The 26,607-nt window shown below is 24.9% G+C and carries 21 protein-coding genes; 7 read left to right on the forward strand and 14 right to left on the reverse strand.

Translation table 4 applies throughout. The features are described 5' to 3' along the window. Positions 1–6 precede the first annotated feature (6 nt). On the reverse strand, positions 7–900 hold the full coding sequence (locus SCORR_RS03625) for a hypothetical protein (RefSeq protein WP_094049243.1): 894 nt from the start codon (positions 898–900) through the stop codon (positions 7–9). A gap of 96 nt (positions 901–996) precedes the next feature. Here SCORR_RS03625 and SCORR_RS03630 point away from each other — a divergent pair, with 96 nt between their 5' ends. Beyond that, on the forward strand, positions 997–1,857 hold the full coding sequence (locus SCORR_RS03630) for a PfkB family carbohydrate kinase (RefSeq protein ID WP_094049245.1): 861 nt from the start codon (positions 997–999) through the stop codon (positions 1,855–1,857). Positions 1,858–1,866: 9 nt separating this feature from the next. Beyond that, positions 1,867–2,655 (forward strand): pyrroline-5-carboxylate reductase family protein, encoded by a 789-nt coding sequence (locus SCORR_RS03635; RefSeq protein WP_094049247.1) that lies wholly within the window; start codon positions 1,867–1,869, stop codon positions 2,653–2,655. A gap of 75 nt (positions 2,656–2,730) precedes the next feature. Here the strand turns inward: SCORR_RS03635 and SCORR_RS03640 are convergent, their stop codons facing one another. The 3 genes from SCORR_RS03640 to SCORR_RS03650 all read right to left on the reverse strand — a co-directional run bounded on the left by SCORR_RS03640 (position 2,731) and on the right by SCORR_RS03650 (position 5,893). Next, positions 2,731–2,970: a hypothetical protein gene (locus SCORR_RS03640; protein WP_094049249.1), complete on the reverse strand. Its 240-nt coding sequence runs from the start codon at positions 2,968–2,970 to the stop codon at positions 2,731–2,733. A gap of 21 nt (positions 2,971–2,991) precedes the next feature. Continuing rightward, positions 2,992–4,887, reverse strand: a complete 1,896-nt coding sequence (locus SCORR_RS03645) for a DUF2075 domain-containing protein (RefSeq protein WP_094049251.1) — start codon at positions 4,885–4,887, stop codon at positions 2,992–2,994. 403 nt (positions 4,888–5,290) lie between these two features. Continuing rightward, on the reverse strand, positions 5,291–5,893 hold the full coding sequence (locus SCORR_RS03650) for a hypothetical protein (protein ID WP_094049253.1): 603 nt from the start codon (positions 5,891–5,893) through the stop codon (positions 5,291–5,293). 215 nt (positions 5,894–6,108) lie between these two features. Here SCORR_RS03650 and SCORR_RS03655 point away from each other — a divergent pair, with 215 nt between their 5' ends. Further along, entirely contained in the window at positions 6,109–7,386 is a 1,278-nt protein-coding gene (locus SCORR_RS03655; RefSeq protein WP_094049255.1) for an SGNH/GDSL hydrolase family protein, read from the forward strand. A 141-nt stretch (positions 7,387–7,527) separates the two neighbouring features. Further along, complete coding sequence (locus tag SCORR_RS03660) at positions 7,528–8,862, forward strand: glutamine synthetase family protein (RefSeq protein ID WP_211279174.1); 1,335 nt, start codon at positions 7,528–7,530, stop codon at positions 8,860–8,862. Positions 8,863–8,899: 37 nt separating this feature from the next. Here the strand turns inward: SCORR_RS03660 and SCORR_RS03665 are convergent, their stop codons facing one another. From SCORR_RS03665 to SCORR_RS03705, 9 genes are all read right to left on the reverse strand, one after another. Continuing rightward, positions 8,900–10,567, reverse strand: a complete 1,668-nt coding sequence (locus tag SCORR_RS03665) for a hypothetical protein (RefSeq protein WP_094049259.1) — start codon at positions 10,565–10,567, stop codon at positions 8,900–8,902. An 833-nt stretch (positions 10,568–11,400) separates the two neighbouring features. After that, positions 11,401–12,021, reverse strand: coding sequence for an orotate phosphoribosyltransferase (pyrE, locus tag SCORR_RS03670; RefSeq protein ID WP_094049261.1), 621 nt, complete (start codon positions 12,019–12,021; stop codon positions 11,401–11,403). Then, positions 12,014–12,709, reverse strand: a complete 696-nt coding sequence (gene pyrF, locus SCORR_RS03675) for an orotidine-5'-phosphate decarboxylase (protein WP_094049263.1) — start codon at positions 12,707–12,709, stop codon at positions 12,014–12,016. Before pyrF ends, pyrE begins: the two co-directional genes overlap by 8 nt. Before the next feature lies 1 nt (position 12,710). Next, a complete protein-coding gene (gene carB / locus SCORR_RS03680; RefSeq protein WP_094049265.1) occupies positions 12,711–15,893 on the reverse strand; it encodes a carbamoyl-phosphate synthase large subunit in 3,183 nt (1,060 codons plus the stop codon). After that, positions 15,880–16,977 carry a carbamoyl phosphate synthase small subunit gene (locus SCORR_RS03685; protein WP_094049267.1) on the reverse strand — a complete coding sequence of 366 codons (1,098 nt, stop codon included), beginning with the start codon at positions 16,975–16,977 and terminating at the stop codon, positions 15,880–15,882. Before SCORR_RS03685 ends, carB begins: the two co-directional genes overlap by 14 nt. Then, complete coding sequence (locus SCORR_RS03690) at positions 16,962–18,230, reverse strand: dihydroorotase (RefSeq protein ID WP_094049269.1); 1,269 nt, start codon at positions 18,228–18,230, stop codon at positions 16,962–16,964. The genes SCORR_RS03685 and SCORR_RS03690 overlap by 16 nt, the downstream gene beginning before the upstream one ends. Next, positions 18,230–19,135 carry an aspartate carbamoyltransferase catalytic subunit gene (locus SCORR_RS03695; protein ID WP_211279175.1) on the reverse strand — a complete coding sequence of 302 codons (906 nt, stop codon included), beginning with the start codon at positions 19,133–19,135 and terminating at the stop codon, positions 18,230–18,232. Before SCORR_RS03695 ends, SCORR_RS03690 begins: the two co-directional genes overlap by 1 nt. A gap of 23 nt (positions 19,136–19,158) precedes the next feature. Then, entirely contained in the window at positions 19,159–19,680 is a 522-nt protein-coding gene (gene pyrR, locus SCORR_RS03700) for a bifunctional pyr operon transcriptional regulator/uracil phosphoribosyltransferase PyrR (RefSeq protein WP_094049274.1), read from the reverse strand. A gap of 165 nt (positions 19,681–19,845) precedes the next feature. Further along, entirely contained in the window at positions 19,846–20,385 is a 540-nt protein-coding gene (locus SCORR_RS03705) for a GNAT family N-acetyltransferase (protein WP_094049276.1), read from the reverse strand. 117 nt (positions 20,386–20,502) lie between these two features. Here SCORR_RS03705 and SCORR_RS03710 point away from each other — a divergent pair, with 117 nt between their 5' ends. The 3 genes from SCORR_RS03710 to SCORR_RS03720 are packed head-to-tail and all read left to right on the forward strand — an operon-like array spanning position 20,503 to position 25,015. Next, entirely contained in the window at positions 20,503–22,047 is a 1,545-nt protein-coding gene (locus SCORR_RS03710) for a PTS transporter subunit EIIC (RefSeq protein ID WP_094049278.1), read from the forward strand. Beyond that, entirely contained in the window at positions 22,025–23,890 is a 1,866-nt protein-coding gene (locus SCORR_RS03715) for a PTS sugar transporter subunit IIA (RefSeq protein ID WP_094049280.1), read from the forward strand. The genes SCORR_RS03710 and SCORR_RS03715 overlap by 23 nt, the downstream gene beginning before the upstream one ends. After that, on the forward strand, positions 23,891–25,015 hold the full coding sequence (locus tag SCORR_RS03720) for a mannitol dehydrogenase family protein (RefSeq protein WP_094049282.1): 1,125 nt from the start codon (positions 23,891–23,893) through the stop codon (positions 25,013–25,015). 187 nt (positions 25,016–25,202) lie between these two features. Here SCORR_RS03720 and SCORR_RS03725 read toward each other — a convergent pair whose 3' ends face one another. Further along, positions 25,203–26,576: a M17 family metallopeptidase gene (locus tag SCORR_RS03725; protein WP_094049284.1), complete on the reverse strand. Its 1,374-nt coding sequence runs from the start codon at positions 26,574–26,576 to the stop codon at positions 25,203–25,205. Positions 26,577–26,607 lie beyond the last annotated feature (31 nt).

Genomic DNA, 26,607 nt, shown 5'->3' on the forward strand with positions numbered 1-26,607 from the left:
TAATATCTATCAAGTACAATTAATATCATCATTATCATAATCTGCATTTAATGCAAAATTAACAACACATGTTTTAGCCGTATTATCAAAACTTTTTATAGTAATTTGATTTATATCTATATCTTTATTAGTTTTAACAAACTCTTTAAGAAATAAATCCTTATCAATATTACCTGCATAACTTGATAACGATGATATTTTTTTAATCAACTTATTTGATTCTTTTTGTTTTTTTATATTTATTAATGCACTACCTTCGATTCAATATCCATCAATGCTATTTTCTTTTCCAGATATTACATTTAAATTAAGTTTAGCACTTTGATCATTTACAATAGTATATTTGATATCACAAACACTCGCTAAACCATTAGGGCTCATTTGAATTCCAAAAGTTTCTAATTTATCATTAACAGCATTCATAAAAGTTAATAAGTCTAATAAATTATTTCCATAATTAATATTCTTACCCATAAGGTAGTTTAAATTAAACATGTTAGGTCTTAAGAATTTTCCAATATCAACTCCCTCAAATATTTTTTCTATTATTTTTAAGTTAATATTGGTTATTCTTTTTTTATAATTATAATTAACTACTAATGTACCATTAAACCTACTATTCTCTTTAGCTACTAAAGTAGCTGTTACTAATAAACTTTCCTTTTCATTGTTTATTAAATCAACATCAGTATCAAATAAATATAAATTAGTATTAAACTTATTTATAAAATATATTAACTCCTTTAGTGTTGGAACTGTGCCAGTTCCTACTATATCTCCTAAATCTTTTTGATTCACTTCTGATAAATTTTTAATTTTGTAAGAAGAACAAGAAGTTACCAATAAAGGTGGTATAGTAAATACATTAATACTTGTCAGTAATATAGCTAATTTTTTCATAATTCCTTCTTTTATATATATTATTAATTTTATATATATATTATTCCTTTATATCTAAATAATACATTATAATTAGATTTAATAGGAAAAAAATAAATGAAGGCATTATTAATTGGATCAATATTGTATGAGATGAATTTTAAGGTAGATTATATACCAAGTAGTGGTGGTCAGGTTAGAACTGATAATTATAATAATTACATCGGAGGGTGCGCTTTTAATGTTGCGTTAACATTAAAAAACAATAGTGTTGAGTTTGATCTATTTACTCCAGTTGGAGTTGGCGAGTATGCTGAGAAAATTAACAAAGAAATTAATAAACTCGGTTTAAAATCCATCATAAATGTAAGTGATGGTGATAATGGATTTTGTATAACATTAGTGGAACCAAATGGTGAAAGAACATTTGTAACTAAATCTGGTATCGAAAATACAATTAAGCAAAGTTGATTTAATACAATAATTTCAGAAGAATATAGTTATATATATTTTGATGGTTATAAATTATTATCTGATGATTCGAAATACTTAATAGATTTTTTAGAAGCAAATAATAAAAAACAAATATTTTTTAATGCGACACCAATTTTTAATAAAATAACTAAAAACTATTTAGAAAGATTTAAACTTATTAAACCTATTATTCATATGAATAGAAAAGAAGCAATTGATTATTGTAATACAGATGATTTGGAGAAATGTATTGAATTAATTAAAGAAATAAATAATAATGATATAATAATTACCTTAGGAAAAAATGGATGTTTATTTTATAACTACAAAGAAAGTAAAATTAACTATTATAAAAGTTATGAAAATAATAATTTTACTGATACTACTGGTGCCGGAGATACACACCTTGGAACTGTTATGGCATTAAGTATGAAAAATTCTTCATTAGATAATTTATTTAATATGGCTAATAAAGCTTGTTTAGAATATCTAAAAAATAAATAAGGAGTTAATATGAATAAAATATTAATAATTGGTACAGGACATATGGGTGAGGCTATACTATGTTCACTATCAAAGAATATAAACCGAGAGTTATTTCAAATACATATATTAAATAGAAATTTAAATAAATCTAAAATTCTTGCTGAAAAATATGATTGTAACTTTATTAAAGGCCTAAACGAAATTAATAAACATAATTTCAGTATTATTTTTTTAGGTTTTAAACCAAGTGATGCTGATTTAATATTAAATAATATTAATTTAGAAAATGAAGAAAATAAAATAATTGTATCAATGTTAAATGCATATAGTATTAATAAAATAAAAGAACATTTTACTAAAGATATTAATATACTTAGAATTATGCCAAATATGAATGCTAAAAATAACTGTTCAACAACAGGTTATGCATACTATGGTAATAACAAAAAACTAATAGACATATCAATTAGTCTATTAAATCTATTTGGAACCACTTACAAATTAGAAGAATCTCAGTTTTCAAGTTTTGTTTCTTTAACTGGATCTGCACCTGCATTTATTTATGAATTTATTAAAGCATTTAAAGAATTCGCGCTAGATAATAATTATAAGGAAGAGGTATCTAATGAATTTATTTTAAAAACTATTGTGGCATCTGCTACTGAAGCTTTATCAGGAAATAAAAACTTAGATGATTTGATTAAGCAAATAATCGTTCCAGGAGGCCCGACTCAAGCTGGTCATGATAAATTATTAAATAATAGATTTAAAGATATTTTAATTAGTTGTTTTGAAAGCACAAAAGAAAAGGCATAAATCAAAAAAAATCCTACACATCTTTATAGTGTAGGATTATTTCTTTTAAAATAGTTTTTTTTATACATTAAATTACTAATTAGAATTTTCAATTAACAATAAGATACCTGCAACCAAACCTAATGTTCCACAAAAAAGTATACAGCAGATTCCTAATGATATTGAATCTTTTTTTTCTGTTATTCTAGATTTTGTGGCAATTGTCATTGGTATCATTCATGCTAATGGTATTATAAAAAAACCTAAAAATACTGTACTTATAATCATTAGTTTATAAGCAACATTGTTCATTTCATTTTTATTTGTATTACTCATAATTACTCCTTTTTACAAATATTATTGTACTATTTTTGATTTAAAAAAATTAGATAGTTTTTTATCTGTACAATAAATATATGTTCCTTTTAAACCTCTTGTTAAAAGTACTTTATAGGCATTTTTAATTAAGGTATCTGCAGTTTCTTCAGCCTTAATTTTATCTTCTTTTCACATTTTTTTTAAACCCAGTAATGATTTATCAGATTTTGCTCTAGCAAAAAAATTTGATTTTACAATGTTATCATAATATAAATCATCACCAATAATTACTCCACAATATTCTAACTCTAGACCTTGACACGTGTGAATACATCCTACTTGATTAATAGAATCGGGGTTTATAATCCAATAATTATCATTTTTAAAATTTCATTGCTTTTTAAAATTATCAATAACTATATCATATTTTGTATTATCTTTTTGTGAATTTCACTCTCAACAATAACCAGCGACACATCTTGCGTTATTTTTAGTATTCTTTTTAACTATTGCATCAAACATATCTTGAGGGTCATCAAAAACTTTAAAATCATATCTACTTAGAAAACTATTATCTAAAGATATTTTATCATCATATAAAATGTTATTAATAAAATCAATATACTCATCAGCACCTGATGTTCTAAATTGGCTTTTAAGTTCATCAAGTTGATATATATTATTAATACTTATTCCTTCTTCTAATGCAAACTTTTTTATATTCTCAATACTTCCAATATCTTTTGTGGTTACCGCTTGTCTCTCGTCAACAAAAAAAACTGAAACTAATGACTCGCAAATTATTTCTTTTATTTGGTTATTATAACCATCAGTTATTTTAGAGTATTGAGATTTAAGAATTAGACGGTGGGCTTCATCAACAATGCAAGCATCATAATTATTTTTTTTAAGAGATGTAAATATACCTGTTCCTTTAAAAAGGTTTGTCAGTCTTGCAGTAGCAAATTTATCAATATTTTTATTATCTGATATTTTCTTTGTATATACATTTCTTAAATTTAAATTTTTTGAAACAAAAATTGAATTATAGCCATATTGTAAACATTTTGACAACAATCTCAAAGCAATTAAGGTTTTACCAGTTCCAGGACCACCGGGTATAATCACTACTCTTTTTCTATTATCGCTATAAGATTTTCTTATATAAGAGATTAATGTTTCAAAAACAATTTTTTGATCATCAATTAAGGCAAAATCATCGTTACCATCAATTATTTCCTTAACAAAGTTTTGTATTGACTTACCAGGTTTAATTTTACCATTATCAATTTTTTCAATTAAATTACAATTATCACCTACTAAAATTAATTCTTTTATATAATTTCTTAATTTTATAGTATCTTTTTTAAAAAATAATGGAGCAAGTTCGATAAACTTTGAATAACCTTCTCATAAAATATCTGGGTATTTATCAATATCATAATTATGCAAATAAGCACATGTATTTATTTTTATTTGGTCACTAGATGTGTAAACAACCTCTGAAAAATCCTTTAATAAAAGACCATAACTAAAAGCTTGATATGAAGGATGTGTTGTGTTTCTTTCTCTTTTATTTATGAAAGTATTTACTATCATATCTTGATTTTCTACTTTTGTACACTTTTCTCACTGTTTAAGTTCAATAATAAGCATAACCTCTTCTGAAAAAGAATTCCTTCCAGTTATTATAAAATCAATTCTTTTAGAAGTATTGGGTAAATTATATTCAAGCGCAATGCCAATGTCATCGCTAATTTGATTATCAGATAAAACCATATACATATCTTTCAATGAATTATTTCAACTGTAAATTTCATTACTTGCCGTAGTTCTATTCATTAATGATTTAATTTTTTTATTTAATATATTTGATATCTCTCCGCTTAGTACATCACTTAAAAAATTCTTTTTATTAGCCTTATAAATTATCATAATATTATCAACTTTCTTAATAAATAATACTATCAATTGACATAATTATCAAAAAAATGACATATTTATGTCATCTGAATCTATCTTTTTTTATTATTTATTATTTGTAATGTTATTATATTGTGAATTATTGTAACTCTTATTTACATTATTATTATTGTAGTTGTTTACATATAAACTCATATTAAAACTAATGCCTTAAATAATATTAAAATAAAGTTATTAAAATCTAAATGATAATGAAATTGGTGATAGATAAACAGATATAAACTAAAATGTATCGCAACTGAATCTAGATAATATTTCAAGTTGATTAACAAAACTCGTTTTAACTCATATAAATATTATTATTAATATGAATATTGAATAAATATAGCATTATCAACAAACTTTAAAATTAGTTTTATTGCTTTTGTAATCTTATGTGAACAGCTTTTTTATATACTTTAGTGTTTTGAGTTTTAAACACCTTAATAGAACCTTCATAGTATGATGAAAGATCTACTCTATACACAAACAATGTATACACAGAGTCATTTTTGAATCCTTTTAAACTAATAATGTATGTATACCCGGTATAATTTTCAGAATCAACATTATATTTTAATTGTCTTAGTTCTGCAAATATATTAATTAATTTATTAGAGAATGCATTTTCATCTACTTCAATACTAGATAATATTTGATTACCTTCAAAACCTTGATAGATAAATTTACCCATCTCATTATTTTCAATATAGTTTTCAACATCTAGGTAATCTTTTGATAGTTTTCCATCTTTAGTTATACTTAAAGGCAACTCAAAACTATTATCAACAAAATTTTCAGATAGTACAACATCGTTACTAGTTAGATAATTAGTAACTTCAAATTCACCATCAGAATTATTATAAGTAAGGTCTGGCAAATAAGTTAAATAAGACTGACAAGAAGAAACGTATGATGTAATTATTGTAGGAAATAAAAACGACATGAAAGAACTTATTAGTAAAAGTATTTTTTTCAAAATTAACCCCCTATAATATATATAGATATATTATATAATTTTTTAATATCAAATACTCTTAACATAGCAAATATATTATAACATATAATACTGGCTAATTTTATTTAATTATAATTCTAATTTGATTTTTAGTAATTAAAAAACTCTTTTATAGTAAGAAAATATACTTTAAAAAATAACAATTTTTGATAACATTAGTAAAATAAGGTGGAAATATGAAGAAAATAATTACAATTTTAGCAAATTTGGTTTTAATTACAAATGTATCAATCTCAGTAGTATCATGTGACGGATTTAATCAACCATCAAACAATAATGGTGATGGAAATACTAATGGTGATGGAAATACTAATGGTGATGGAAATACTAATGGTGATAATGATACAAAAGTTGTTCTTGACAAAATTGAAAATTTTTATGTATTAGGTGATAGTTTAAGTGATGCTGGTGGTTATAAAAATATTGCACAATCAATAATCGACAATAAAAATGGCCAAGATAAATTTACATATGATTTTAGCGGAAGTTTTAAATCAGCATATTTTGACAATAAATATCCTTCTTTTAGTAATGGGTTACCAGCTGTTGAATGGATTAATCAATATCTAGGATTAGGTAGTCCAATGAGACCTGCTGGAAAATTAATGAATGACGACAGTTCTGAAAAAGGTCATAATTATGCTGTTGGTGGTGGTAGAGCTTCTAGCGACATTACTCTATCATATGGTTCATCAGGAATAAGAAGTGTTCCTATGAAAGCTGATTTATTATCACAATCAGAAGCTTTAATTAGCCAACATAAATTAACAAATAAAGATTTAGTATTCTTTGAAATTGGAGGAAATGATTTCTTAGATGCGGTATCATATTATTTTACTGATAAATCTAAAATGAAAAAGGTATTAGATGATTTCTCTAACAATCTTAATAAAGTTTTTGTTAATCTAACTAATACAGGTGCTAACATCCTATTTATGAACTCCCCTGATATGAGATACATACCAACAATCAAGGGTGGTGAACTTGATAAAAATGGTAATATTACTGACATGTCAAAAATTGCGCCAATGGTTTCAGAAACTATTCATAAGGATATAGATAATTTATTTTATAATGAAGGTTTAAAACTATATAAAAGTTTTAAATCAAAATATAGCAAATCAGTATTTATGTATGACTTGTATAATAATTTTAATTCAATAATTAAGGATTATAGCAGTTTATACAAAAGTACATTTGATAAAGACTTGAACACATTTAATAATTATGGATATGATACAACAACAGAGCAGAATAATGGTAAATCATTAATACAAGAAAATAAACCAGTTAATGGACATGAAGATGATGATATTGATTCATACTTTTTTATAGATCAAGTACATCCAACAAGATATGTACATCAATATGTAGGTAAACTTCTTTACAATTACATTGACGACTATATGCTTGGCGGAAAACACAATTTAGACTTAAAAATAGATAAATTATAAAAATACCTTTAGGTATTTTTTTATTTAATATTTAAAAAATAAATAATTATACTTATAAATTTTATTAGTATTTTATAATTTATATTCATAATATAAACTACTATATTTTATATATAATAATTTTAAATGGAGAGAATAATAATGACCAAAGAAGAGATTATAACAATTATTAAAAAGGAAAATGTAAGATTTATTAAACTACAATTTACAGATATGCTTGGAATGTTAAAAAGCGTAGAAATACCAGTTACAAATATTGATAAGGCATTAAATAATGAAGTGATATTTGATGGTTCATCTGTTAAAGGATTTGCAAAAATCGAAGATACTGATATGTATCTATACCCAGATCTAAATACTTGATTAATATTAGAGTTAGAAACAACAAATGATTATAAAGTTGGAAGACTTTTGTGTGATGTTTATACTTCAAACAAAGAACATTTTGAATGTGATCCAAGAAGTATACTAAAAAATAGTATTAAAAAAATGAGAGAGCTAAAAATAGGTTATAACTTTAATGTTGGTCTTGAACCTGAGTTCTTTTTATTTAAAATGGATGATGATAATAATCCAATATTAGAACATACTGATAACAGTCAATACTTTGATACACCTTCATTAGATCATTCATATCATGTTAGAAGAGAAATTATGCTCGAACTACAAAAATTAAACTTTAAAATGGAGGTTTCACATCATGAAGTATCTAACTCACAACATGAAGTAAATTTTGAATTCTCCGATGCACTTGATACTTGTGATAAATTACAGACATTTAAAGTATTGGTAAAAAGTATTGGTAAAAAACACAATATGTATGCAACCTTTATGCCAAAACCAATTAAAGGTATAAATGGTAATGGTATGCATGTAAACTGTTCAATATCTGATGATAAAAATAATAACTTATTTTATGATGATAAATCTACTAATAAACTTAGTGAGTTAGCAATTTATTTTATCAATGGAGTATTAAAAAATGCAAAAGAAATATCATTATTAACTAACCCTACCATAAATTCTTTTAAAAGACTTGTCCCAGGGTTTGAGGCTCCTTGTTATATTGCTTGAAGTGATGCAAATAGATCAACAATGATTAGAATACCTACTGCAAATAAAAAAGCTAAAAGGGCTGAGGTTAGGTCTGTAGATTCAAGTTGTAATCCATACTTAGCTATTAGTGCTATATTAATGGCTGGTATAGATGGTATAATAAATAAAGTTAAAAGTTATAAACCATTAAAACTTAATATTTTTAAACTTTCAAAAGAAGAAAGAGAAAGACTAGGAGTTGACAACTTACCAGTTGACCTTAATGAAGCACTGACCTATTTTAAAAATTCTCCATTTATAAAAAGTTTTATAGGAGAGAATTTATTTAATGAATATATTAATTACAACCAAAAGGAATGAGATGACTATAAAACAGAAGTTACTAATTGAGAATTAAAAAAATATTTATTAAATTACTAAATAAAAAAATTGCTTATGCAATTTTTTTTTATTTTAATTACTTTGGAGTTTTGAGATTTGTTTTGCGTTTTGAAATCAATACTGCTGTAACACCTATTATAATAGAGATACCAACTGCAACACCAAGTACAATGAAAATTATTTTATTGCCATCAAAATCATTTTCATAAGTATTACCATCGAATCCAAATACTTTACCCTTATATAGAGGTTTGCTACCTTCTGCAATTGGGTATTGATTAATTAGAGAGTTATAAGCAGAATTCATACTTTTGTATATATTATTGTTTTCTCCTAAAAAAGAATCAACAGCATGACCCATTTCATGGTTAAGTGTTGTAAATATGTTAGCAGAAGATCATCAATTATTTACATACTCTTGTTTTGCAGAATCAATTCCATTTTTTGTATCAAGATTAAATGCTTCTCCGTTATATACAATATATGAAAAATAAACACCTAGCGCATCTTCGTTTGAACTTTCTAAGTTTCCTGCCATACTTGTGTAACCCATTACACCAGTATTTTTACCAGATTGATCAACAATATCTGTATCAGGAGAAAATATAATTGATATTATATTATAAGTAAATGCTTCTTTATTTGTTTCGTTTAAACTATACAGATTTGTAATTGATAAAGTTGCATTAATAAGATCTAAAAATTGTTTTTTAAACTTTTCTTTTCTTGAATCACTTCAACTATAATAATTAGCCATATCATTAATAGAATCTTCTAAAAAGATATTAGCACCTTTTTTAGTTGTTTTACTTGAAGTATGTTCTAGAAAATAACTGTTCATATCACTAAAATCTTGAAACTTTTTTTCATTTGAACTAATTAAATTATTATAATTAGTTATTGATTCGTTTGATGCCTTAGTATATGTATCATTCATAAAAACTGTCAGTTTAGCAAAGTCATCGCTATTTATTGAATTATAATAAAATTTTAAAGATTCTGAACTAGTTATATAACTATTACCATAATTAAAAGACAAGTTACCATTATTAACTGATGATAAATATGCTAAATAAAGTGCATTTGATGCGTATGGATATCTTGTATTTTCTTTGTTGTTTGAAAACCCAACTTGATCATCAGTGTCATAATTAAGATCAGTTGCTTTCATTTCTTTTGTTTGTTTATTAGTTTCATATATAAGAGCTTTACTTGTATCTTTTTCAAAATCTTCGTCTATTACTTTCATCATTTTGTCATTATTAATATAACCACTTATTGTATTTTTTAACACAGGATAAATATTTAAAAAATAATAATTAACTAATTCTCAAGACTTATTTTTAGCTTCATCATTTGTAGAAGTTCATTTTGTATATGACTCTGCAAAGAACTCTTGATATGATGTCATACCATAAATTGATATTGTAATTAATGATGACATTAAAGACATATAATAATATTCTTGTGATAAATTTTGATTACCCTTAAGCTTATTTCATAATACATTTGCTTCATCATTTTTTGTAATATCAGAATGTTTATATAAGAAATATTGTAATGACAATCCTCCTCACAAGTATGAGTTTAAATCATATTTGCTATTTGTTAATTGATTGAGTGAATCTTTATAAGTATACAAATTTTGAAACTCATTTTTATATTGAGTACTTTTTAAGTTTCAAGTAAATATATTTACTATTAATATAATAAACATTGTAAATGTTGCTAATAATTTTTTCATATTTCCCCACTTTTCTTATTTATAATTATATTATAAAAGTTATATTAAGTGTGTAAAATTTAATTAAAAAGAATTTTATATTAGAATGATAAATGATTTTATAACAAACAATCAACAGGAAAAAATAGTACTAATTTTATTTACTGATGTGTAATATAATGAAACAAATAAGTTTATATATAATGAAACAAATAAATTTTAATTAATTTGACACTTATTAAATAAATACAACTTTATTAAAACTTGTTCTTATAAACTTAATAAATAAAAAAAATGATGATTCTAAATAAAAATAATACACTTAATACAAATTATTAAACTTTGTATGTATAATTATTTAACTATAAAATGTTTTTTTAAAAAAAATAAATATATTAACTTGAGTTGTTAATAATTGTTCAATTATTTATATAATAAAATTTAATACGTTTATTTGGAATTTAAACAATTATATTTGAAGTTAATGATTGTTTTATGATTGTAATAACTTAAGATATATAAATGATTCCTTAACCATAATTGTTGTTTATAAACTCATTAGTATTCTAGACTATAAAAATTATTGAAACTATTTTATAATTTATGAAGTTAATTTAATTTAGTTTGGGTCTAATACAAATGAAACTCTTAAAAATTGTAAATATATTTTTTCCATGATAAATAAAAAAATTTAATAATTGGTTATTTTATTTTAATAATTAACGTAACACCCTATGATTTAGTAAAATTTAATACACAATAAAGTTTTTTATATTTATTATTTTAAGTAATTTTACAAAATTAGAATATAAAGTTGGTTATTAGGTTTAAAATATTTTATTAAGTTAATTAGTTTATTTATCAATTTGTTCGAAAAATTTTTTTAGCTCAATAACATTATTTTTATCAAATAATTGGTTTTCTTCGATTAAACTTACTAATGTTTTCTTATTTGATAAAGTAAAAAAATTGTTATTACTAGATAAAAAATTAAAAGTAGCTTTTTTTAAATCATATGAGAATATAGCAGCAACGCCCAGGACATTTAAGTTTTCATTTTTTAATAAGTTGCATACTTTTATTACACTTCCACCAGTAGAAATCAAATCTTCAACAACAACTACATTTTGGTTATCAAAATATCTTCCTTCAATTCGTGATCTTCTTCCATGATCTTTTGGTTCTGGCCTTACATAAATCATTGGTAGATTCATTTTTTGTGCGATCATTGATGCTCAACTTATTCCAGATGTTGCGACCCCTGCAACTAAATTAACACTTGGGTAATTTAATCTTATATTATCAATAAAGTAATTAACAATAATATTTCTATTTTCAACATAACTTATCAAGACTCTGTTGTCACAATATATAGGACTTATTATTCCACTTGCCCATTCAAATTTGTTATTAAAATTTAATTCAATAGCTTTTGTTTCTAAAAGAATTGATGCTACTTTTATTTCTTTATTCATTGTTTCATTCCTTATTCATTTCTACATATTTAAAATACGGATTTTTAGAATTAGTTATTTCTCTTCCAACAACAATATAATCACTTAAATTAATAACAGCATCTTTAATTGTTGCTACTCTTTTCTGATCATTTGCCATATTAGTAATTCTAATGCCTGGTGTTAGAGTTAATAATTTTTTACTAACTTCATCTTTTATTATTCTAGATTCTCATACTGAACAAACAACTCCATCTAAATTTGCATTATAAGTTAATGAAGCTAAATCTTTTATTGAAGTAATTAAATCTTTATTAATTTTTAATTCCTTTGTTAGTACTTGTTCATCTATTGAAGTTAAATATGTGACTGCAAATAACTTAGTTATTGATTTTGTATCTTTTTTTGCTTTAACAATGCTTTTTAGCATTTCCAAACCCCCAGATGCATGAACACTAATGATATCAGGTTCCATATCTAATAAATTTTTTGCTGCTTTATAGGTAGTGTTTGGTATATCGTGTATTTTTAAATCAATAAACAGTTGATGTTTTCTTTTCTTTAAATACTTAATTATTTTATTTTGGTATTTAAAATATAATTCCATTCCTACTTTTAAAAATAGTTTTTCTCTTTTAAAACCTTTTAGAAAGTTCTTAACTTCCTTCAAACTTGAAAAATCAAGAGCTATTATAATTTTGTTTTTCATATTATAACTCACTCGTTCTAAAACTTTGAAATTCCAACACTTCTAAAATTGCATTAACTGTTTCAAGCGATGTGAATAATGGTATTTGAGACTCAGTAGCAGTTCTTCTAATAATTAAATCGTCTTTACTATACTTTTTTTGTTTTTTACTTTTTGTATTCACAACAATGTTAAGTTCATTATTTTTTAATAGGTCTATAATATTATTATTTTTTAATGCTTCTTCAATTTTGGAAACTTCAATGCAGTTTAAATTATTTTCTCTAAAAGTTCTTGAAGTACCTTTTGTTGCGTATATTTTAAAACCTAACTCTTTAAACCTTTTTGCAAGTTTAAGCGCACGCTCTTTTTGTTCTCCTATAGTAAATAATATTTTTCCATTCTTAGGTATTATTTGATGAGATGCAATAAACGCTTTGTATAAAGCTTTATAATAATTATTATCTCAACCCATAGCCTCACCAGTTGATTTCATTTCAGGTCCTAAATCAGTGTCCACTTGTTTTAATTTTATAAATGAAAAGACAGGCGCTTTAACATAAATATTATTTTTTGGTTCAATAAATTCTTTATAATTATTAAGATCTTTTAATTTTATATCAAACATTACTTGTGTTGATAAACCAACGAGATTTATATCAGTTATTTTACTTAAAAAAGGTACAGTTCTACTCGACCTTGGATTTACTTCAATAATATAAAGTTCTTCATCTTTGACAATAAACTGAATATTAATAATTCCTTTTATTTTTAAATTTAAAGCGATACTTTTTGAGGTTTCAATTATTTTATTTGTCATTTCTTTAGTTAAATGTTGTGGTGGATAAACTGCCATTGAATCACCAGAATGGACTCCAGATTTTTCAATATGTTCTATAATTCCTGGAATTAAAACACTCTCAGTATCAGAGATTAGATCCACTTCATATTCATCACCATATATATACCTATCAATTAATAAAGAACTATCTTTACTATCTTTTAATGCGTTATCAATATATAATTCAAGTTCTTCCTGACCGTTTATTATTTGCATTGATTTTCCTCCAAGTACATAACTTGGTCTTAACAAAACTGGATAACCAATTTGATTAGCAATTTTTATTGATTCTTCTTTAGTTTTTGAAGTTTTTCCTAATGGTTGTTTAATGTTCAACATAGTTAAAAGTTTTTCAAATCTATCTCTATCCTCTGCTTCTTCAATTTTATCAACAGATGTACCCAATATTTTTACTCCTCTCTCTGCTAATTTCCTTGCTAAATTTATTGCTGTTTGACCACCAAATTGCACTATTACTCCATAAGGTTTCTCATAATCAACAATGTTCATTACATCTTCTATAGTTAGTGGATCAAAAAATAATTTATCTGAAATAGAAAAATCTGTTGATACTGTTTCTGGGTTAGAGTTAATTACTATTGCTTTATAACCTAATTTTTTAATCTCCTGTATTGATTTTACAGTCGCATAATCAAATTCTATGCCCTGACCAATTCTAATTGGACCTGATCCTAAAACTAATACTGATTTTTCATTAAAAGGAGTGCTCTCATTTTCAAATTCATATGTTGAATAAAAATATGGAGTTTTAGAATAGAACTCTCCTGCACAAGTGTCAATCATTTTAAATATAGGTAATATATTATATTTCATTCTTAACTTATATATTTCTAAGTCTGTTTTATCTCATAAATTAGCTACTTTAATGTCACTGAAACCCACAATTTTAGCATTCTTCAATAAATTAATATTCATTTTATTTTTTTTAACTTCATTTTCAAGATTTATTATTTTTTTTAATTTATTTAAAAAAAATAGATCAATTTTACTAATTGCATTTATTTTTTCTATGCCAATGTTTTTCCTTATAGCTTCCGCTATAATAAAGACTCTGTTATGTGTTGGATATTTTATTTCTTGTAGTAACTCGTTTTCTGTTAATTTTTCGTATTCTTTCGAGTCAATATGATACTTATCAATTTCTAATGATCTAATTGCTTTTAAAAATGACTCTTCTAAACATCTACCAATAGCCATTACCTCTCCAGTTGATTTCATTTGAGTAGTTAAATTAAAATCTGCATTTATAAATTTATCAAAAGGTCACCTTGGAATCTTTGTTACTATATAGTCTAATACAGGTTCAAAAAATGCCATTGTATTTTTAGTAACAGGATTAATAATTTCATCTAATGTGAAGCCAACAGCAATTTTGGCAGAGATTTTAGCAATTGGATAACCTGTTGCTTTGCTAGCTAATGACGAAGACCTGCTAACTCTTGGGTTAACTTCAATTACATAATATTGTAACGAGTTTGGGTCGAGTGCAAATTGTATATTGCACCCCCCTTCTATTTTTAATGCTCTAATTATTTTTAATGATGAGTCTCTTAACATTTGATTTTCTATGTCTGACAAAGTCTGACAAGGAGCAAAAACTATTGAATCACCCGTATGAACACCTACTGGGTCAAAATTTTCCATGTTGCAAACAATTATTGTGTTATCATTTGAATCTCTAATAACTTCATACTCAATTTCTTTATACCCAGCAATACTTTGTTCTAATAAACATTTACTAAGATGGGATTCTTTTATACCTTGTGAAACTATTTTAATTAGTTGATCTCTTGTTTCACAAATTCCACCACCACTACCTCCAAGTGTAAATGCAGGTCTTACAATTAACGGAAAACCAATTTTCTCAGAAAAAGATAAAGCTTCATTTACATCATATACAATAGTACTTGCTGGTATAGGTTCTTTTAACTCTTTCATTAAGTTTTTAAATAATTCTCTATCCTCTGCATTTTCAATCGCTTCAATACTTGTTCCTAATAATTTAATATTTAGTTCATTAAGAATATTATTTTTAGCAAGATCAATAACTAAATTTAGTGCGGTTTGCCCTCCCATAGTTGGGATAATTGCATCTGGTTCTTCTTTTCTTAATATTTTTTCTACAAATTCAACAGTTAATGGTTCGATATAAATTTTATCAGCAATTCCTTTTTCTGTCATAATTGTAGCTGGATTGGAGTTAATTAATATAACGTAGTAACCTTCTTCTTTTAATGACATACATGCCTGAGTTCCAGCATAATCAAATTCTGCTGCTTGGCCAATTACAATTGGACCAGAACCTAGTATAACTACTTTTTTAATTTCATTATTTTTTGGCATTATTAATTTCCTTTCCTTCTTGTATTAATTTAATGAAATAATCAAATAGATAATAATTATCACTTGTACCTGGACAAGAATCAGGATGAAATTGTACCGAGAATGACTTATTATCGATATATTTAATTCCCTCAATTGAATTATCATTAAGACTTTTATGAGTAATTGTAATTTTATGTTTAGAAATATTTATAGACTCTTCATCAACCATATAGCCATGGTTTTGAGAGGTTATGTAACATTTGTTTGTTTCTAAATCTTTAACAGGATGATTAATACCTCTATGACCAAATAACATTTTCTTTGTTTTCATTCCATTTGCTAATGCTAGTAATTGATGACCTAAACAAATTCCAAACATAGGATACTTGCCTTGCAGTTTTTGAATTACTTTTATTTGATCTTGTAGATTTGTTGGGTCACCAGGACCATTACTCAACAATATTCCATCTGGATTTAAATCTACTATTTCTTGATAAGTTGTATTAAATGGAACTACAAATATACCACAACCTCTTTTAAGTAACTCCTTAGTAATTGATATTTTTAATCCATAATCAATTAAGACAATCTTAAATTTATTTCCAGGAATATAATATTTATTTTTTGTAGAAACTTCTTTTACATGTGTAGTCTTACACTTAAACTCTTTTAGTTTATTTTTAAATTCATCAATTAATTTTTCTTCACACACAATCGCTGCAATTAAGGAACCATTATTTCTTAATTTGTTAGTTAGCATTCTAGTATCAATATTTGAAATACCTGTAATTTTTTTTCCTTTTAAAAAATTAGGAAGTGATAATTCATTCCTAAAATTAGATCCTTCTGTTGACACCTCTTTGACAATAACACCTGAACAACTTGGAAAAATACTTTCATTATCTTCACTATTAGTACCATAGTTTCCTACTAGAGGATAAGTGAAAACTAATATTTGACCATTAAAACTTTGATCAGTTATTGATTCTTGATATCCAGTCATTGCAGTAGTAAATACTAATTCATTTATTACTGATTCGTTATCGCCAAATGCTAAACCTTCTAAAACTGTCCCATCCGATAATATTAATCATCTCTTCATTTTATTTTTCCTTCTACTATTGTATAAATATTTTTTCCATATACCTCTTCTCCTAAAAATGGAGTATTCTTAGATTTAGATTCTATTGTTTTTTCTTTTATTACATAAGAATTGTTTAAATCTCAAATTACTATGTTAGCTTTATGTTTTTCTTTTAAATTAGGAGCTTTCATCCTGAATATTTCATTTGGATTTGTATACATTAATTCAACAAGTCTATTAAGGCTTATAATATTATTCATAACTAGTTTTGTGTATAGAATACTGAAACTAAATTCTATACCTATCATTCCAAAACTCGATTCTTTAAAGTCAATAAATTTTTCACTTTTTTTATGAGGTGCATGATCAGTTGCAATACAATCTATTGTCCCATCTTGTAATCCTTTTACTAAAATACTTTGATCTTTTTTTGTTCTTATTGGCGGGTTTATCTTATATAATCCAGAATTTTCTTTAAAATCATTTATACTCATTAATAAATGATTAGGTGTAACTTCACAAGTAATGTTAAGCTTCTTTTTATACTTTTTAATAAGTTTTAATGATTTACCTGTTGTTAGATGTCCGACATGATATCTACAATTATTATTTTTTAAAAGTTTAATATCTCTTTTTAGTTGTAAGTATTCTGACTTATAACTAAAATCTTTAATTAAGTACTTTTTAGAAAATTTAGATTTATGTATCATTCCATCTAACTTTATTTTTTCAGTTTCTAAATGAACAGAAATTAGTAAATCATGTTTTTTAATTTCCCTTAAAATACTTCTCATAGTTTCTGTATTTTGAATACCATGACCATCATTTGAAAAGTATTTTGCACCACTTTTTTTTAGCATTTCAAAATCTACTAACTCATTTGTATTTAAATTTTTAGTAGCAGCGCACATTTGTAAAACATTTATTTCTGATTTTTCTTTTACTAATTTAACTATACTTTCATAACTTTCTACACTATCTGGTACTGGTGATAAATTTGCCATTGAGCAAATTGTGGTTACACCACCTTTTAACGCAGCCTTGCTTACAGTAGTTAGATCTTCTTTATATTCATAACCAGGCTCTCTTGTGTGTACATGTACATCAATTAGTCCTGGAGTTATAAAGTAATTAGAAGCATCAATGACTTCATAATTTTCATCTTCTTTAATAAATTTAGATATTTTTTTAATATACTTATCAACAATTAAAATATCATTAGTAACTAGCTTATCATTTTTATAAAATTGTGCATTTTTAATTAGTAACATTAAAACCTCTCTTTAAACAACTCATATAAAATTGCTATTCTCATATATAATCCATTTTTCATTTGTGCTAACAATTTTGACTTACTAGACTCTATTAAACAAGATTCTATCTCTACATTTCTATTTACTGGACAAGGGTGCATTATAATAGAATTCTTTTTTAGCTTTTTATATCGTGTATTATTTAATCCATACTTAATTAAGTAATTATCCGATTTATCAAATTTTTCAATATGTCTTTCATTTTGAACTCTTAATAACATCATTACATCCACTTCATTAATTAAATCATCTATTTTTTTATACTCTCCATAATCCTTATAATAGTCTTCATACCATATCAATGGTCCTGAAAAATAGATCTTAGCACCAAGTCTTTTTAATATTTTCATATTAGAATGTGCTACCCTAGAGTGTTTTAAGTCACCACATATTGCTACCTTAATATCTTTAAATGTTTTAAAATTTTCATATATTGTCATTAAATCTAATAATGATTGAGTTGGATGTTCTCCTACTCCATCTCCTGCATTTATTAGCTTAGTTCTGAGATTTTTAGAATTAAGTATTTTATTGTAGTATTCTTTTTCTGGATGTCTAATAATAAAAGCTTCAACATTTAAACAATCTAATGAAAGCACTGTATCATATAAAGTCTCACCTTTTTGTATAGAACTTCTACTTACTTCTAAATTAATTGAATTAAATCCTAACATTTTTTGAGCAATTTCAAAACTCTTGTGAGTTCGCGTACTATTTTCAAAAAAAATATTTGCAATAAATGTTTCTCTTTTTAACTTAGGTATTTCATTATTTAACTTAAAATTTAAAGCCTTCTTGATTAAATACATTATTTCTTCATTACTTAAACTTTCAATAGTTAACAAATTATTGAATTTTATCATAATTCCTCCATAAAAAAAGAGCATTAACTATTAATAATCAAAACACAATCCTCATCATCTACTTCAGTTAAATTAACCTTAATTTTTTCATTTATAGATGTTGGGATGTTTTTTCCTACAAAGTCTGCTCTTATTGGTAATTCTCTGTGACCTCTATCAACTAGCACGGCCAACATAATTCTGCTAGGTCTATAAAAATCTAAAATACAATCCATCGCTGCTCGAACTGTTCTACCTGTATACATAACGTCATCAATTAGTATGATGTCTTTATTTTCTAGATTATAATTTATTTTAAACGATGAATTATTTGATTTTTGGATGTCATCTCTATAATTAGTTATATCAACTTCAACTACATCAACTTTTATTTCTTCAATTTCCTCAATTTTTTTTGCTATTCTCAATGCTAAAAAATAGCCTCTAGTCTTTATTCCTGCTAGAACAAGGTTATTAATACTTTTATTTTTTTCAAGTATTTCGTGGCAAATTCTAGTTATTGTTCTTGATAAAGCTATATTATCAAATAGTAATTTAGATGACATATTTACTCCTTTTAGTGAAAGTTACCCCATATAAAAAGCCTATCTTTATTAAGATAGGCAAGCAAATAATGTCTAATAAAGTTATGGACATTACTTATTTGCCTCACTGGACAAATTTAAAGTATTCTTTCATATTCATTATATACTTTTTAATTTAGTTTTTAATTATTTTTTAAATATTTTAGCTTCAATATTTTCAATATTTAATTTATGAACACAATAAGTTATCCCTTCATCATTAAGTGTCTTTTTATTTAGTTTTATAAAGTTATTATTATCCATAAAATGCTCAGAATCTTTATTTTCAATATCGTGTTTTGCATATAAATCCAATGATTTAATCTTACTTCATCAAGACTTTAGCATTGCACTTAATGCTTCTGAACAATAACCATTTTTTTGATACTTTTTATTTATAACTCAACCAAAATTATTGTAGTCTAATGAATCTAATCTTATGTCAATAGTACCAATTAGTTTATTATTAGAATTTAAATATATCCCGTACTTTCCAATAGGGTCTTTTAAGAAATACTCTTTAATTGCATTAATGGTATCATTTATATTTTTATGCCTATCAAAAGTTAGAAATTTTACAACACTTTCGTCACTGCAGTATTCATACATGTCATCAGCGCTCTCTAATGACACATTTTTTAAGTATATTCTTTCCGCTGTAATAATATTTAAATTATTTTTTTCCATTTTTAACCTCTATAAAGATTATAAATTATTTTGTCTTTTTAAAAGACAAAATATTTACTCCCAACTCTATTTAATTTTGGTCATTTAATAAATAATATATATGAAAGGAGTCTTAATATGGATGAAATTATAAAAGAGTTAAATAAAAAAGAGTCTAAGAATAAATTTCAGTTATTCTTTAAAAATAATTTTAATAAAAGAATAGCAATGAGACGTATCCAAAAATTTGGTGGTTGATTAAGTTCAATGATTATGCCAATTATAGGATTAATGATTGCTTGAGGATTACTAACTGCCTTCTTTTTTAGCGGTGGTTGAGTGCCTGTTGAAATTATAGATAAATATATATCACAAAATGTAATTATATATTTAATTCCAACATTAATTGGTTTTAATGCTGGTAGAATCGTGCATAAAGATCGTGGAGGGTTTATTGCATCATTTGTTGTTTTTGCAATAATAGTTGGTAATCAATATAACCCAGGATTCCAAGAAGGAGCAACCTCTTCACCACAATTCTTATCTGCAATGATTGCAGGGCCATTAGCTGCTGCAATATTAAAAGGTATAGATAAATTACTGGATGGAAGAATAAAACAAGGATTTGAAATGTTAGTGAATAACTTTGTTATGGGGTTCCTAGCATTCGGGCTAGGAGTTGGTGCCTTTTATGGTATGCCATATGTTTTTAATTCAATTACTTGAGCATTAGCAGAAGTTGTAAGATTTTTAGTTAATAATAAATTAATTTTCTTAACTGCTTTAATAGTAGAACCAGCAAAAGTATTTTTCTTAAATAATGCAATTAACCATGGTGTATTTACACCATTATCACAAGGTGCACCTAAATCAATTTTATATTTATTAGAAGCTAATCCAGGTCCTGGATTAGGTGCCTTAATTACATTTATGATCTTTGATAAAAAACAAAGAGGAAATGCTGCGGGAGCATCAATAATACATTTCTTTGGTGGTATACATGAGGTTTATTTCCCATTCATACTTATGAGAATTGAAATGATAATTGCATTAATAGCAGGTGGTTTAGTTGGTGACGCTATATTCCAATCATTTGATGCAGGATTAATTTCACCAGCATCACCTGGATCAATTGTAGCTATATCTATTTTCATAAATTCAAGTGGTTTAGACTATGCTGGAGTATTTCTTGGTATATTAGGTTCTACTGGAACTTCATTACTAGTAGGTGTATTAATTCATTTAATAATGAGAAAAAAATATAAAAAATCAGAAGTTAATTATGAAGATGCTGCAAAAAAAATGCAAGATATTAAAGGTAAAGAAAGTAAATATGTTAGCGTTAACAAAAGTGCTAAAGTAGATTTATCTAATATAAAAACAATTATATTTGCATGTGAAGCTGGAATGGGTTCTAGCGCAATGGGTGCTTCAGTACTTAGAAAAAAATTAAAAGATGCAAACATAGACATTAAAGTTGTTAACTATCCAGTAAAAGAGCTTCCTGATAATGCAGAATTTGTTATTACACAAGTGCAATTGTCAGATTATGCTAAACAGAAAGCTCCAAACGCAATTCATAAAAGCATTACAAACTTCTTGGATAAATCATTTTATGATAAGATAATTTTAGAATTTAAAGAGAAGTTAGAGACAAATAATGAAGAAAGAAAGACAACTTAGACTGTTACAAACTTTAATTAATTATAAAAATATTGATAAGAATGTATTAATCAATCAATTTAGTATGAGTAACAAAACTCTACAAAGAGATATAATTGATATAAACAATTTCTTGAAGTTAAAAGGAAAGTTTTATATTACAGAGGATGAAAAAGAAATTTGTTTTAATGGGCTTACTGAAGATATATTAAATAAATTACAAATTGACGATACATTTTTATTAAAAGAAGAAAGACTTTTGTACATTTATTTAATCCTAGTTAAAGATACAGCTACAACAAAATTGCAACTAATGGATGATCTAGATGTATCAATTAACGTTTTAGAAGATGATATTAAAGACTTATCTCTAATATTAAAAACATATTCTCAAAGTCTTTCATTAACTAAACAAGGTATAAAGTTATCAAAAATTTCAAAAGAAATTGAAATAAGTATTGCAGTAGACATAACAATAAAATATTTATTATTTAAAAAAGTTTATTCCATTTTAAAATTAAATAAAATAGAAAAACTTTTTTCTAATTACATATATAAATCATTAAAATCAAGATATAAAATAAATGTCTATAATAAAATATTTTATTGACTTATAGAATTTACTTCAAATCAAATTAATATCTCAGTATTGAATGTAATTATTCTAGCTATTAAGATAACTTACTGATTGAATCATCCAAATAATAATGAGATCTTAAAAAAAATAGATAGTATTGAATATTACAATGAATTTGTTTTGCTGATCAAAAATATCTACTCAAACAATACATTGGATTTAAATTATATAAATCAACTAATTCCAAATAAAGAAAAGGAAACAATTAGTTTATTTATTAAGGATATTAAAAAGGATGTAAGTAACTTATTTAATAATAATTTAAAACTAAGCGATGATATAGTTGAAAGAATTAGAAATCATATAACTTCAAATTTATTTATTGAAAATATTGATGATTACATTATTGTCGAATATAAAAGAAATTTAGACAATTATAAAACTACATATAATGAACTTTGAAATGTTATAGAAATAAATATTTTAAAATATTTTAATAACAAAAAAAATAAAAACTTATTAAAGTATGAAGTTTTTATACATATATTAGTATGATTTGACTCTTACTTATACAATAACAACTTAAGTATTTTGACAATATGTATTGGTGGCATGGGGCAAAGTGCAATGATTAAAAATCATTTGAACTCACTTTACAGAAATGCAGTTATTGAAAATATTTCATATGCTATGGTTGATAAAGACAAATTATCAAGTTATGACTTGGTTATATCTTCAATTGATTTAAGTGAACAAAATATTAAAAACATATTAATAATGCCTATAATTATGTTATTAAGTAAAAAAAATGATGTACATAAAATAATAAGTGAAAAAATATATAAAAAACTGATAGGTGAAAAAATGGGAAATCAAATATTAAAAAAAGAAAATATTAAAATAAATCAATCTGCTAAAAATAAAGTAGAGGCAATTAAACAATGTGGAGAGTTATTAAAAGAACTTGGTTATATTGAAGAATCTTATATTGAATCAATGATTGAAAGAGAAAAAAAGTTCTCTGTTTATATTGGAAATTATTTAGCTATACCACATGGAATGAATGAAACAGGAGTAATTAAAGATGGTATTGTAGTTATTCATTACAATGAACCAATTGATTATGATGGTTCACCAGTAAACTTTTTTATTGGAATAGCTGCAAAATCAAATAATCACGTAGATATACTTGCAAATATAGCAGAGAAGATGATGGAATTAGATTTTGTAGAAGAGTTAATAGCTAAACCATCTAAAGATAGAATACTAGAGGAGTTTAATTTCTAAATGAAAATATTACATTACGGAGCAGGAAATATTGGGAGAGGTTTTATTGCACCAATACTTTTCGATAGCAATAAAGTTACTGAATTTTATTTTGCTGATACTAATCAAGAATTAATTAATAAACTAAATAATGAATCCAGCTATGAAGTTATTGAATTAAGTGAAGTTAATAAGTCAAAAATAGTAAATGGCTATAAAGCCATTTTAGTTAGTGAAATAAAAGAGAAAATAAATTTAAGTGATATTGATATTATTACAACATCAATTGGATCAAATAATCTTAAATACATTAAAGAAGATATAATAAACTTTATAAAAGAGAAAGAAAAAGATAATAAAACTTTAATTATCATGTGTTGTGAAAACGGAGAAAAAGTTTCTTCTTCATTTGAAAAAGATATTTCCAAAGAATATTTATTTAATAAGGAAATGATTAAGTTTGTTGATGTTATGGTTGATAGAATCGTTCCTAATGATACATCAAACGAGTTAAATATTAAAGTAGAACCATACTTCTCATGAGTAGCAGATGAAAATAACTGACCAAAGCAAGTTGAAAAACTTAGCACTATAAATTACACAAAAAATATAGATGCAGAAATCTGTAAAAAAGTTTGAATGCTTAATGGTAGTCATGCAGCACTTGCTTGGAAAGAATGAAAAAGAAATAAATTTTCAAAGAAAATTATTAACGTAGCACTAAATGATAGTAATGATAAGACATTATTAGACTTTTTAAAAAATTATTTATTAGAAATGTCACAAATAGTTGAAGTAGCATTTAATTATAATAGAAAAGAATTAGATAAATTTATTGAGTCTGTAATAAGTAGATTTACAAATATTTATATTAAAGACGATTTTGAAAGAGTTGCAAGAAATACTATTAAAAAACTACAATTAGATGAAAGAATACTTAAGCCATACTTGATATCAGTGAAAAATAACCTTGATTGTAAGAATATTAAGGAAACAATATTAAATGGAATAACTTATAATAATGAGAAGGATGATGATGGTTTGATTATAAGTAACCTATTAAAAAATAATTCAAGTAATGATTTGATCCTAAAAACATTAATTAAAGGGATTAGTGATGATATTATAAACGCAATAAACAACTAATACTAAATAAAAATAGAATTAGAAAACCTTAGATTATAAGGTTTTCTTTATTTTTAAATAATACAATTTTACTTGAAGATAATATTGCTAAAAGAATATAAAAAAACAGTCTTAATTGCTAAACTTAACATATAATTTAAAATTATACGGTTTACTTAAGACTGTTTATATAGAAAATAAATTGATTTTAATAATCATTTTTTAGCAAGTCAAATAGTGTTTTAAGCATAATAGCTTTTCCTCTACCATTTTCTTGGGCTGTTGCAGCAATATCTAGATGAAGATATGGTTTTTCTTCAGCAAATAAATCTAGGAAAGCAGCAGCTGTTGCAGAACCAGCACCTGCATTTGGTTGCCCAGTATTTGTTAAATCAGCTATTGGTGTTGATTTCATTATTTCTAAATGTTCTCAAATCATCGGTAGTCGTCATACAAGTTCAGACTGATTATATGCAGCTTTTTCAATTAACTGTCATAATCTATCATACTTTGTAAATACACCAGTATGTCATTTACCAAGTGAGAAACGCATAGCACCTGTTAGTGTCGCAATATCAAAAACTTTATCTACACCAAGGTTTCTTACAGCATATGAAATACCATCTGCTAAAACTAGTCTACCCTCTGCATCTGTATTATCAATTTGTACAGTTACTCCATTATAAGATTTAACTATTGATTCAGTTAATGTACCATGACCACCAATTCTATTATCAGTTAACATTGCAACTGAAACAACATTTGTTTTAGCTCCACTTTTTGCTAGAGCAAGCACTGTTGATGATACTATTGCTGCACCAGACATATCAAATTTCATTCCAGTTAAAAATTGTGAACCTTTTAAGTTATATCCACCTGAATCAAATGTAATACCTTTACCAATCAAACCTATTTTTTCTTTTGAACTATCTCCACAATATTCTAAAATAACAACTCTTGGTTCAATTTCTGAAGCCTTATTAACAGCTAGTAATAACCCTAATCCAAGTTTTTCTATTTCTTGTTTATTAAAAACAGTACATTTAATATTACCAACTTCAGCAGCTTTTTTTTGAATTAAATCTGCGATTAATGGTGCGGTCCCTTCATTTGGAGGTAAGTCTTGTAGATCTCTTGCAAAGTTTACAAACTCCATTTTAGTAACTGATTCAGTAAATATAGACTCTAATTCTTTATTACTTATTGATTCAATATTATAAAGCACTTCTTTTTGTACATCGTTATTTAATTTTCTAGAGATTTTTTTATGATCATTAAATAATATACTATCAAAAATTACTCTTGCAGCTCTCTCCTTTTTATCTTCGTAAAACCCTAAAAATGAATCTAAATCAATATTAATGTCATATTTATTGTTAATTACAAAATTTGATATATAACTACTTAGTTTTCTTAAACACTTACAAGTATTATCTCCTTTTATACATCCAACATACATATACAAAGTTTTATCTTCAGAAATTAAAGTGACGTAACCATTCTTTTTAATTACTAATTTGTTTTTTGAGTCTGTAATAAGTTTCAATGTTAAGCTATGTTTTTCTTTATTAAAAGTCATCATAAATTATCCTTCTTTCTTAATCAAGTTGATT

This window comes from Spiroplasma corruscae, from assembly GCF_002237575.1.
Taxonomy (GTDB): domain Bacteria; phylum Bacillota_I; class Bacilli_A; order Mycoplasmatales; family Mycoplasmataceae; genus Spiroplasma_A; species Spiroplasma_A corruscae.